Source organism: Marinobacter halodurans (assembly GCF_004327985.1).
Taxonomy (GTDB): Bacteria; Pseudomonadota; Gammaproteobacteria; order Pseudomonadales; family Oleiphilaceae; genus Marinobacter_A; species Marinobacter_A halodurans.
This window is the reverse complement of the sequence record NZ_SJDL01000006.1, coordinates 1-11,867: the sequence shown is the minus strand read 5'-3', so window position 1 is coordinate 11,867 and position 11,867 is coordinate 1. Positions and strand designations below refer to the sequence as shown.

General features: G+C 61.3%; 10 protein-coding genes. 7 read left to right on the top strand and 3 right to left on the bottom strand.

Features of this window, described 5'->3' with window-relative positions; all coding sequences use genetic code 11:
• Positions 1-31: 31 nt before the first annotated feature.
• Complete coding sequence (gene rpsP / locus EZI54_RS05130; RefSeq protein ID WP_131479732.1) at positions 32-277, bottom strand: 30S ribosomal protein S16; 246 nt, start codon at positions 275-277, stop codon at positions 32-34.
• 204 nt (positions 278-481) lie between these two features.
• Positions 482-1,867: a signal recognition particle protein gene (ffh, locus tag EZI54_RS05125; protein ID WP_131479730.1), complete on the bottom strand. Its 1,386-nt coding sequence runs from the start codon at positions 1,865-1,867 to the stop codon at positions 482-484.
• 168 nt (positions 1,868-2,035) lie between these two features.
• Between ffh and EZI54_RS05120 the strand changes: the two genes are divergently transcribed.
• The 4 genes from EZI54_RS05120 to EZI54_RS05105 all read left to right on the top strand — a co-directional run bounded on the left by EZI54_RS05120 (position 2,036) and on the right by EZI54_RS05105 (position 7,733).
• Positions 2,036-2,839 carry a cytochrome C assembly family protein gene (locus EZI54_RS05120; RefSeq protein ID WP_131479728.1) on the top strand — a complete coding sequence of 268 codons (804 nt, stop codon included), beginning with the start codon at positions 2,036-2,038 and terminating at the stop codon, positions 2,837-2,839.
• A 102-nt stretch (positions 2,840-2,941) separates the two neighbouring features.
• A complete protein-coding gene (locus EZI54_RS05115; protein ID WP_131479726.1) occupies positions 2,942-4,219 on the top strand; it encodes an HlyC/CorC family transporter in 1,278 nt (425 codons plus the stop codon).
• A gap of 430 nt (positions 4,220-4,649) precedes the next feature.
• Positions 4,650-6,878, top strand: coding sequence for a DUF1631 domain-containing protein (locus EZI54_RS05110; RefSeq protein ID WP_131479724.1), 2,229 nt, complete (start codon positions 4,650-4,652; stop codon positions 6,876-6,878).
• Between the two features lie 39 nt (positions 6,879-6,917).
• Positions 6,918-7,733: an energy transducer TonB family protein gene (locus EZI54_RS05105; RefSeq protein ID WP_131479722.1), complete on the top strand. Its 816-nt coding sequence runs from the start codon at positions 6,918-6,920 to the stop codon at positions 7,731-7,733.
• On the opposite strand, the gene grxD is transcribed toward EZI54_RS05105, so the two are convergent.
• Positions 7,734-8,069 (bottom strand): Grx4 family monothiol glutaredoxin, encoded by a 336-nt coding sequence (gene grxD, locus EZI54_RS05100; RefSeq protein ID WP_131479720.1) that lies wholly within the window; start codon positions 8,067-8,069, stop codon positions 7,734-7,736.
• Between the two features lie 388 nt (positions 8,070-8,457).
• Here grxD and EZI54_RS05095 point away from each other — a divergent pair, with 388 nt between their 5' ends.
• Genes EZI54_RS05095 through EZI54_RS05085 form a run of 3 tightly spaced genes read left to right on the top strand, consistent with a single transcriptional unit; the run spans position 8,458 to position 11,678 of the window.
• Positions 8,458-9,666: an aspartate aminotransferase family protein gene (locus EZI54_RS05095; RefSeq protein ID WP_131479718.1), complete on the top strand. Its 1,209-nt coding sequence runs from the start codon at positions 8,458-8,460 to the stop codon at positions 9,664-9,666.
• A gap of 25 nt (positions 9,667-9,691) precedes the next feature.
• Entirely contained in the window at positions 9,692-10,600 is a 909-nt protein-coding gene (gene argF / locus EZI54_RS05090; protein ID WP_131479716.1) for an ornithine carbamoyltransferase, read from the top strand.
• Position 10,601: 1 nt separating this feature from the next.
• Positions 10,602-11,678: an ABC transporter ATP-binding protein gene (locus tag EZI54_RS05085; RefSeq protein ID WP_423226986.1), complete on the top strand. Its 1,077-nt coding sequence runs from the start codon at positions 10,602-10,604 to the stop codon at positions 11,676-11,678.
• Positions 11,679-11,867 lie beyond the last annotated feature (189 nt).

The window sequence follows — 11,867 nt, the reverse complement described above, 5'->3', positions numbered from 1 at the left end:
CGCCCCGGTTCGTATAACGTAAGCCAGCGGATTACTGTGCTGCCGCTTCCTTCAGAAGCTTGGCAACGCGATCACTGGCCTGAGCGCCCTGGCTGACCCAGTGCTGAACGCGCTCCTGATCAACGCGCAGACGCTCTTCGCCGCCGCGGGCAATCGGGTTAAAGAAACCGACACGCTCAATGAAACGGCCGTTACGGGCGTTGCGGCTGTCAGTGACTGTCAGATGGTAGAACGGGCGCTTCTTGGAGCCACCACGAGCCAAACGGATAGTTACCATTTCGACCAATATCCTGTTCTGTTGATACGAACGTTGTCCTGTTCGCGCCGGGCGTATAGAGCCCGTGGCGCGAAGACCCATACTCGAAAGGGGCGCTATTCTATGCTAATTCCCGACCAATGAAAACAGCTAAACGCTGCTTTTATCGCCGGACCGGGTCGTGGTTTTCACGGAGGCGCGATCCGGCCCGTCAGCGATACGGCATCAGCGACCGAAGGGCGGCATCCCGCCCCCACCGCCACCCGGCGGCATCATGCCCTGCATGCCACGCATCATGTTTGCCATGCCGCCTTTCTTGCCCAGCTTCTTCATCATCTTGGACATCTGCTTGTGCTGTTTGAGCAGTCGGTTGACGTCCTGGATCTGGGTTCCCGAACCTGTGGCGATACGGCGCTTGCGGGAGTTGTTGATGACATCCGGGTGACGCCGCTCTTTCGGCGTCATGGAGCAGATAATGGCTTCCAGTTGCCCCATGCTCTTGTCGTTGACCTGCTGCTGCGCCATCTGGGCCATATTGCCCATGCCCGGCAGCTTGTCGAGCAGGCCACCAACGCCCCCCATGCTCTTCATCTGTTGCAGCTGATCGCGGAAGTCTTCCAGATCGAAGCTCTTGCCCTTCTTGATCTTGCGGGTGAGCTTGTCCGCCTTCTCCTTGTCGATCTTGCGTTCGGCTTCCTCGATCAGCGACAGGACGTCGCCCATCCCCAGAATGCGGGAAGCCACACGATCCGGATGAAACGACTCCAGCGCCTCGGTCTTCTCACCCACCCCGAGGAACTTCACCGGTTTGCCGGTGATGTGGCGCACCGACAGCGCAGCACCGCCACGGGCATCGCCATCGGTCTTGGTCAGCACCACGCCGGTCAACTCGAGCGCGTCGTTGAACGCCTTGGCCGTATTGGCCGCGTCCTGACCGGTCATGGCATCGACCACGAACAGGGTTTCAATCGGCTTGACCGCCTTCTGCAGGCGACCGATCTCGCCCATCATCTGCTCGTCGATATGCAAGCGACCGGCCGTATCCAGAATCACCACATCGATGTGCTTCTTGCGGGCCGCATCGATCGCGCCCTCGGCGATGGCCACCGGATCCTGGTCGGTGGAGCTGGGGAAGAACTCCGCCCCCACGTCGCCGGCCAGGGTTTCCAGTTGCCGGATGGCCGCCGGGCGATAGATATCGGCACTGACCACCATCACCGACTTCTTGCGGCGCTCCTGGAGATGGCGCGCCAGCTTGGCCACGGTGGTGGTTTTACCGGCACCCTGCAGGCCGGCCATCATGACCACGGCCGGGGGCTGCGTCGCGAGGTTGAGGTCTTCGTTGGCCGAGCCCATGACCCGGACCAGTTCGTCCTGAACCACCTTGATGAAGACCTGCCCCGGTGTCAGGCTCCGCTTCACCTCGGTACCCACGGCGCGGCGCCGCACGTCGGCGATGAAGTCCTTCACCACCGGCAGGGCGACGTCCGCTTCCAGCAACGCCTTGCGCACTTCGCGCAGCGTCTCCTTTATATTGTCATCTGTCAGCTTTGCCTTGCCCTGGATTTTGCGCAGACTTCCTGACAGGCGATCGGTAAGATTCTCAAACATGGTGACTCGGCATTCTCTGTGAATAGCGCATGAATACGAAACAGGCCCGGTTTACAGCATGTTGCGGGCCGTCAAAGATTGATTCCAGTTGCACAATCGGCACATTATAACCAGACTGTCGCTCTCAGACGAACCAGCCAACGATAAACGGACTAACCAGAACACGCCATGGGCACCCTCATCCTCGCGGTTACGACTCTTTTCCTCTATAGCGTGGGCACTGCCATGCAGACCCTCGTCTTCCGCGGCAGGATCAAACCCAACCGTGGCCTGACATCGCTGATCGGCGTGCTGGCCCTGATCAGTCACGGCGCCCTGATCTGGGATCGCATCCCGGAAACCAGCACCATTAATATGGGACTTTTCCCCGCGTCGCTCCTGATATCCTGGTTTGTGGTGCTGCTCCTGCTGATCCTCAACAGCCGCAAACCGATGCAGATCCTGTTCCTGGCCGCCTACCCGCTGGCCGCGCTGACGGTGGTCTTCATGCTGCTGTTCCACTCCCCGCCACACTACGTATCGCAGAGCAACTGGGGCATGCTGGCGCACATCGCGCTGGCGATCACCGCCTATAGCCTGTTTACCCTGGCAGCCATCCAGGCTTTTCTGGTCAACCTGCAGAACCGCCAGCTCAAGAGAAACTACAACAGCCTGCTGATCCGCAACCTGCCCCCACTGCTGACGATGGAGTCGCTGCTGTTTGAGCTGCTCTGGGCGGGCGTGATCGTGCTGACGCTGGCAATCATTACCGGTGCGCTCTTTATCCACAACATGTTCGACCAGAACCTGGCCCACAAGAGCCTGTTCTCGATCATGTCCTGGTTTGTCTTCACGGGCCTGTTGATCGGTCACTACACCCAGGGCTGGCGCGGCCAGACGGCCAGCCGATGGACGCTGGCCGGCTGCGCCCTGCTGATGATCAGCTACTACGGCAGCAAATTCGCGCTGGAATTCATCTTCCACCGGGGCTAATCGCCGCACCCTGCGCAACCAGGGGTCGCAACGCTTGACACTCCGCGCCGCAACCTCCTATTTTCACCCTTCCTATCGTCAGCAATAAAAGGATCACCCTGCTTGAACGAGGCACCGCTTTCGGCGCTGTTCATCCTCCTCGCCGCCCTCATCGTCATGTCCGCATTTTTCTCCAGCTCGGAAACCGGCATGATGACACTCAACCGCTACCGGTTGAAACACCTGGCCAAGACCGGACACCGGGGCGCCAAGCTCGCCAACAAGCTGCTCCAGAGAACGGATCACCTGATCGGCGTTATCCTGATCGGCAACAACTTCGTCAACATCTTTGCGTCGTCGATTGCCACGGTGATCGCCATCCGAGTCTGGGGCGACGCCGGAATTGCCATTGCCACCCTGCTGCTTACCGTGGTCATCCTGGTTTTCGCCGAGGTCACGCCCAAGACCCTGGCGGCCCTGTTCCCGGAACGCATTGCCTTCCCGGCAAGCTATATACTCCGGCCACTGTTGAAAATCCTCTATCCGTTCGTCTGGCTGGTAAACCTGTTCACCGGGCTGATCCTCCGACTGCTTCGCATCTCCGCCGAGGACGCCTCCAGCGATCACCTGAGCCGCGAGGAATTGCGCACGCTGGTGAATGAGGCCGGCGCCCTGATCCCGCGCAAGCACAAGGATATGCTGGTCAGCATCCTGGACCTGGAGAAGGTCACCGTGAACGACATCATGGTGCCCCGCAACGAAGTGGTGGGGATCGACCTGGACGATGACCTGGAAACCATCCTGCGCCAGATGCGCAGCAGCCAGCACACCCGCCTGCCGGTGTTCAAGGGGGACATCAACAACATCCAGGGCATGCTGCATCTGCGCAACGTGTCCAGGCTGCTGATGCAGGAGGACATCAACAAGGCCATGCTGATGCAGTTGTGCCGCGAGCCCTACTTCATCCCGGAGAGCACCCCGCTGCACGTGCAACTGATCAACTTCCAGAAGGCCAAGCGACGCATCGGGGTGGTGGTCGATGAGTACGGCGATGTCCTGGGGATCGCCACCCTGGAGGACATCCTCGAGGAAATCGTGGGCGACTTCACCACCGATTACGCGGCCACCAGCCCGGACCTGATCCCCCAGGACGACGGCACCTATATCATCGACGGCTCCGCCCACATCCGGACCATCAACAAGACGCTGGGCTGGAAACTCCCGACGGACGGCCCCAAGACGCTGAACGGCCTGATCACCGAGACCCTGGAAACCATCCCTGAAAACAACGTCTGCCTGACCGTCAAGGGAATACGTATCGAGGTTCTGCAGATCAAGGATAATGTGGTCAAGGCAGCCACCGTTCACCCACCCCGACGCCGTCAGAAACAACGCGCCTGACAGCCCGGCCAATTAGCTCACAACGGCATAACGGCAGCCGCTCTTGAACGATTAAAATTTAAACGACCGCTTGACCGTTCTCTTCCGCACTTGGACACTGGAGCCAAGGTGTGCCCGGATGGACTGACAACCCCCGGGCACCACACTCGGGCAAGGACGCGGACCGGATATGAGCGACTGAAGGCACATACAATGGCCCGGACTGCCGCTTTTTGCGGGCGGTCTATTTCGCGTTGTGATGTTATATTTTGTTAATGTCTCGGCGCGTACATACACTTTGAGCGGGATTGCGTTTATTCTCGAAAAACGTGCATGAAGTGATAGCGATTCCGAATTATACCGTATCAGTATCCGGTGCCAGAGATCTTATAACGATAAGGAAAGTTCCGCTCGGTCATGTATCCGGTTGAGGCGTAGCAAGGAGTTGGCCATGAACAAGCAGTCCGGCATACATTATCTCCACGAGCACAAAGGCCCGGGGAGCACTGCTGGCTTGCCCAAGGAAATCAGCAAGATCCGGGACACCGTCGTGGCCGGGCTGGGCGACCTGTTGCAAGGCGCCTTCGATGCCGTCGACGATTCCCTCTTCGAGCTGGCCAACAACGCACGCAGCAACAACGAGCAAAACCGCTATTTCGAAGCGATGCGGGAAATCCGCATCAAGCGCAAAGGCGTCGAGAAACACTTCCAGTCCGCCGTTGGGCAGCTGTTCGTCACACCACCGCGAACAACATCGCCGGAAGTGACGGATCACAGTGCCACGACGGCTGACACCCTGTCGCTGGTCCATAACGACGAGCTCGAGGAGCAGGTTGCGCTGAACGCCATGATTTCCAAGGCACGCGCCTATTTCCAGGGCCCCCTGCTCCAGCTCCAGACCCGCTTCAGCTCGGTCTACCCCAATGCCAGCGACGCAGACCCGGTCAACCCACTGGCCCCCGAACATCTGTGCAGCGCCTTCGTCGAAGCGGCCCAGGCACTGGAAATCCAGATTCGTGAGCGCCTGATCGTTCTCAAGCAGTTCGACCGTTATGTGGTCTCGAACCTGGGCATGCTGCTGGACGAGGCCAACCGGATCCTGATCCAGGCCGGCGTCATCCCCAACTTCCGCTATCACGGCAAGACCGGGGAGACGACCCGGAAACCGTCGGACGGCGTTGCCGAGAAAACACCGGCATCGTATGCAACCGGGCCGACGGAGGAAGGCGCGGACCGGGGCGACGCCATCTTCGAACAGATCCGCGAGCTGCTGGCCCAACAGCGCAGCTACGGCGGCCAGCCTCGTTCCGCCAACCCGAACGTCCACGTCGTGGGCGGTGCCGAACTCTACCAGGTGCTGGCCCAGTTGCCGCAGACGGTGGATACCCAGGCCACCGACAATCTCAGCCGTGGCGAACCGGTCGTTGTCGACCTTCGGTCTGTCATTGAAAACCTGCTCCAGCAGCAGAAGACCAGCGACGGCAAGCCCGCTGCCCTCAACGAGAACGACGAAGATCTTATCAATCTCGTCTCCATGCTGTTTGAATTCATCCTGGACGACTACAACCTGTCCGCTCCGATCCAGGTGCTCATCAGTCGCCTGCAGATCCCGATCCTCAAGGTGGTCATCAAGGACAAGAGCTTTTTCAGCCGGGCCACACACCCGGCACGCAAGCTGCTCAACTCCCTGGCCCGCGCCGGCATCGGCTGGAGCGAGAGTGACGAAAAGGTACGGGACAAGCTCTATGAGCAGATTCACAACATCGTGCTGCGCATCCTTAACGAATTCGATGGAGATATCAGCCTGTTCGAACAACTGAACGAAGAGTTCGACCAGTTCCTGGCCAAGGAAAATCGCAAGGCCACCCTTGTTGAACAGCGCACCCGGGAATCCGAACGCGGCCGCATCAAGTCCCAGAAGGCCCAGGAAACCGTGGATGCCCTGCTCCAGGAGCGACTCAACAAACATCACGTGCCCGACACCATCCACAACATCCTGACGAACGGCTGGAGCCGCGTCATGTTCCTCGCCTACCTTCGCGATGACGTGGAACACCGCTGGAACCAGTCGGTGCGGGTGGTGGACGATCTGATCTGGTGCCTACACCCGCATCTGGAAGACGAGGAGCGGGACCAGTGGGTACGCGTCGTCCCCGGGCTGCTCAAGTCCCTGCGCGCAGGACTTGAGGAGGTGTCCTACAATTCCGCCGGCCTCGACACCATGATGCGGGACCTCAAGCATGAGCTTACCGAGGCCTTCCGGGCCCATGCCCTGGCCGAAGCCCAGGAGGGCGGTGCCCGCGATCTCCGGCCGACGCCCCCGACCAACATGCCGGAGACGGACGCCGACGACGAGCCGACGGCCATCCAGCGCCAGCAGGAAATTGAGGACGCCGCAACCGCCGAATACATCAGCAAGATCGATGCTATCGACATCGGCCATTGGGTGGAATTCAACCTGGTCAATGGTGCCCGGTTCCGCTGCAAGCTGTCCGCCATCATCGAAGAGGCCGACTGCTTCGTTTTCGTCAACCGGATGGGGCTGAAAGTGATCGAGAAGACCCGTATCGATCTGGCCCATGAAATGCGTCGCGGACGGCTGACCGTACTCGAACAGGGTGCGTTGATTGATCGGGCTCTCGATGCGGTCGTCGGTAGCTTGCGGCGCAATACGGGATAGGATAGTGTCCCTGCCGTTGTTCTCGGATGCAGGAGCGCCATGCCGTTGCGCAGTCAACCCAATGCCCAGCCGGTGTCTGTCCGACTGGCCCTGACGCTGTCACTGGCTCTCCTGCTCCATACCCTGATCCTGGCCGTCGTGGTGCACTGGCTGCGCAAGCAACCCGATCCACCTCCGGCCACCCTGCACTTCACGCTACTCGATCCCGGCGACACCCCGAGCCAGACCAGCAACCCCAGCGCCTCGGCAGCGTCGGAATCGACGTCCTCGCCCGGTAACCCACCGGAGTCGTTCCGGGAGACCCTGGAGCCCGTCGTCACCCGGCGGGACGATCAGCCACGCGCCGAGACCAGGACCAAACCGGCGACGGCAACCCATCAGGAACCAACCGCAAGATCGCCATCACCGACAAGCACACAGGCGAATCTCAGCCAGCCCAGCACACCCAGCCCGAATTCCGTGGCCAGCAGGAACGGCGGAGCCAGCACTTCCAGGGAGATTCCGGAGCCGGTCACACCGGACGATAGGACGACCCAGATTCCCCGGCAACCGTCGGAACAGGATCCATACGTGGCCCTGCTCTGGCAGCATATCAGCGAGGAGTTGGACCACCGGCCGGTTCGATCCATTCATGAACTCAAACGGGTGCGCACCGTGCGGCTGGAACTGCACCTGATGGATAACGGGACACTCAGGCAGGTCGATACGATTGAGAGTTCCGGTAAGCGGGAGCTGGACAGTGCCGCCGTACAGAGTGCCCTGGCGGCCAGCCCCTATCCCGAACCGCCGGAATCGGCCCGGGAACGGGGCTTTCGGTTTCAGGTGGAACTACGCTTTAGCCCGCGCAATCCCTGATCAGCCTTCGGCATCGGCCTGGTGGGCGGCCGCCGCCTTGACCATTTCCGCCAGTTCGCCGGTTTCGGACATCTCCAGGACGATGTCACAGCCGCCTACCAGCTCTCCGTTGATGTAGAGCTGCGGATAGGTCGGCCAGTTGGAATAGACCTTCAGCGCTTCACGCAGCTCCTGATTATCCAGGATATTCACGTAGGCAAACCGCTCGCCACAAGCCATCAGGGCCTGAACGGTACGCGCGGAAAAGCCACACTGCGGCTGCTGCGGAGAGCCTTTCATGTACAGGATGATCGGGTTGTCCTGAAGTTGGCTCTTGATGGTTTCGTTAATATCCATAATCAGATGCTACCTCGTGGTCTTGCCGGCAGGCGCCGGGAATCACCGTTTATTGGAATAGCGTCATTGTACACGGCTGCATAAACCCTGGCCATGCAGCCATTGGTACGCATCCCCTCGACCACCGAACCGGGCCGCAGTCCTGCATTGTCAACATCCGCATTTACCGCTACTATGTCTTGCCTGCTTTGTAGCAGGCTCTCTGATCACAGTTCCCGAACGCTCAGCTTACCGGCGCGGACCAGCCGCTCGCCGGTTATTGCTATTTCTCTCGGCAAAGGGATCCCCTGAAACGTTGCCCGGCATGGGTGCAGACGGATTCAGCGGTTACCCGGTTCATCCTGTGTCAGCGGGCCATTATCCAGAACACCCTGTGAGGGGAGAGGCTATGGCGGATCAGCCGCTGCTCAATACCTACGGGCGACTGCCGATCGTCTTCGATCATGGCCGGGGCCCGTGGCTCTACGATGTGGATGGTAACCGGTACCTGGACACCTTCTGCGGTATCGCCGTGACCGGACTGGGCCATGCCCATCCCGCGGTCACCCGGGCCATCCAGGACCAGGCGGCCCGCCTGGTCCACTGCTCCAACCTGTTCCACAATACCGCCCAGCGGACGCTCGCCGGCAAGCTGTGTGACATCTCCGGCATGGACGGTGTGTTTTTCGCCAACTCCGGGGCCGAAGCCAACGAGTGCGCCCTCAAGCTGGCTCGCCTTTACGGGCACAACCGGGGCGTTCACTCACCCGCTATTATTGTCATGCACCGCTCGTTCCACGGGCGCACGCTGGCCACCCTGACGGCCACCGGAAACCGCAGGGTGCAGGCCGGCTTTGAGCCGCTGGTCAGCGGATTCATCCGGGCACCGTTCAATGACCTGGACGCCATCGCCGCGATTGCCCGATCCAACCCGAACGTGGTGGCCGTGCTGGCGGAACCCGTCCAGGGCGAAGGCGGGGTCAACGTGGCGGATCCGGCCTGGCTGCAGGGCATCCGCGAAGTCTGCGACCATTACGGCTGGCTGATGATGCTGGACGAAATCCAGACCGGGAACGGGCGGACGGGCCAGCATTTCGCGTACCAGACCTACGGCGTCACGCCGGATGTGGTCACGCTGGCCAAGGGCCTGGGCAACGGTTTCCCCATCGGCGCCTGCCTCGCGCGCGGCGAAGCCGCCCGCACCTTCCAGCCCGGGCACCACGGTTCCACCTTCGGTGGCAATCCGCTGGCCTGCACCGCCGCGACCGCGGTAATCGAGACCCTGGAACAGGACAACCTCCTGGCCAGGGCCCGCTCACTGTCCGAACGTATGCGCACGCGGCTGGGAAGCGCTTTCGAGGGCGCCGAATACGTGCGCGACATTCGCGGCCTGGGACTGATGATCGGTATAGAACTGGCATCACCGTGTGCCGAGCTGGTACCGCTGGCCAAAACCCAGGGGTTACTGCTCAACGTCACCGCCGAGCGCGTCATTCGCCTGCTGCCGCCGCTGACGCTTTCCGACCAGGAAGCCGACATGATGATCGATCAGGTTATCCGCATCCTGCGACTGTACGCCGGCGACGACCACCAGCCGCTGACCCCGAAAACCCCCTGATTTCTCCCAAGTATGGACGACACCCATGGCTGTTAGACATTTCCTGACCCTGTTGGATCTATCCCCCGCTGAACTGGATCAGCTCATCGACAATGCCATTGCCCTCAAGAGGAGCTGGCAGACCGGTGAGGTGCGCGATTCCCTGAAGAACCGCGTCCTGGCGATGATCTTCGAGAAGTCCTCCACCCGCACCCGGGTTTCCTTCGAGGCCGGCATGGCACAGCTCGGCGGATCCGCGCTGTTCCTGTCCCCGCGCGATACCCAACTGGGTCGGGGCGAGCCGATCGAGGATACGGCCCGGGTCATTTCCAGCATGTCGGATGCCGTCATGATCCGGACCTTCGAGCACGACAAAATCGAGCGTTTCGCCGGCGTCTCGGCCAAACCGGTCATCAACGCCCTGACGGACGACTATCACCCGTGTCAGTTGCTGGCCGACATGCAGGCTTACCGTGAGCATCGCGGCAGTATCCGGGGAGCGACCGTGGCCTGGATCGGCGACGGCAATAACATGTGCTCGTCCTACATCAACGCGGCACGCCAGTTTGACTTCCACCTGAACATCGCCTGTCCCGAGGGTTACGACCCCGACAGTGCGCTTATGGCCGAGAATGCCGATCGGGTCAGCCTCGTGCGCGAGCCGGAAGAAGCCGTACACGATGCCCACCTGGTCGTAACCGACGTCTGGGCGTCCATGGGCCAGGAAGAGGAACAGGCGGCCCGCGCCCGGGCGTTTGCACCTTACCAGGTCAGCCCTTCGCTGATGGAGCGGACCGATCGCGATGCCGTCTTCATGCACTGCCTGCCCGCCCACCGGGGCGAGGAAGTCTCTGAAGACATGCTCGACCACCCCGCCGCCATCGTCTGGGACGAAGCTGAAAACCGCCTGCATGCGCAGAAGGCGCTGCTCGAGTTCCTGATCCTGGGGGCCTGAATTGAGCGCGATTGCGACAGTGCAGCCAGAGGATCACTGGCTCCTTGACGTGGAGGACCTGGCGTGCGGCTATGGAAGCCATAACGTCGTCAGCCAGATCAACCTGTCGCTGAGCCAGGGTGATATTGGCTGCCTTCTGGGACCGAGCGGCTGCGGCAAGAGTACCATCCTGCGTGCCATCGCCGGCTTCCTCCCCCTGCGGGAGGGGCGCATTAACCTGGCCGGGCAGGTCATCAGCCTTCCGGGAAAAGCCGTACCGCCGGAGAAGCGTCGCATCGGCATGGTCTTCCAGGACTACGCCCTGTTCCCGCACCTCACCGTTGCCGAAAACATCGCCTTCGGCCTGAGAGGGCTGGATCGCGCGGAGCGTCAGCAGAAAGTCCGGGAACTGCTGGACCTGGTCCACCTGCAGGATCTTGCCGATGAACACCCCTACGCCCTGTCGGGCGGCCAGCAGCAGCGGGTCGCCCTGGCCCGGGCGCTGGCACCGGAACCAACGCTGATCCTGCTGGATGAGCCTTTCTCCAACCTGGATGCCGACCTGCGACGGCGCCTCAGCCTCGATGTGCGGGACATCCTGAAAACCCTGGGCATCAGCGCCATCCTGGTCACCCACGACCAGCAGGAAGCCTTCGCCATGTGCGATCAGGTGGCGGTGCTCAAAGAGGGGCGGATCCAGCAATGGGACGTGCCCTACAATCTTTATCACGAACCGGCCAACCGATTCGTGGCCAGCTTTGTCGGCCAGGGTGGATTCGTCAAGGGCAGGGCCCTGGGGCCGGACAGCATCGAGTCCGAACTGGGCGTCATCCAGGGCAACCGGGCGTATACCTGGCCTCCGGGGACGCTGGTCGACGTGCTCATCCGGCCGGACGACATCGTCTATGACGCCGATTCTCCACTCAGGCCCAGGGTGGTTGAGAAAACGTTTGCCGGCACCTCGACGCTGTACCGCTTCCGGCTATCCGCCGAGACGGAGTTCGAGGCCCTGTTTCGCAGTCACCTGGATTTCCGCCTGGGCGAGCAGGTCCCGGTGCGCGTGGCGGCGGACCACCTGATCGCCTTCGAACGCACCTGAAAACCGGGCGAGTCGCGACTTTTGAGCGGTAACGGGCGGAGGGGAAGGTACGAATCGCGCGGAATCGAGTAGGAGGGGGAGTTGCCTCCCCCGTCCTCTCACACCACCGGGCATACGGTTCCGTACCACGGCGGTTCATGATTGGCTCTGAAGCCGGTTTATCGTATCCAGCAAACTGACCAGAGACAG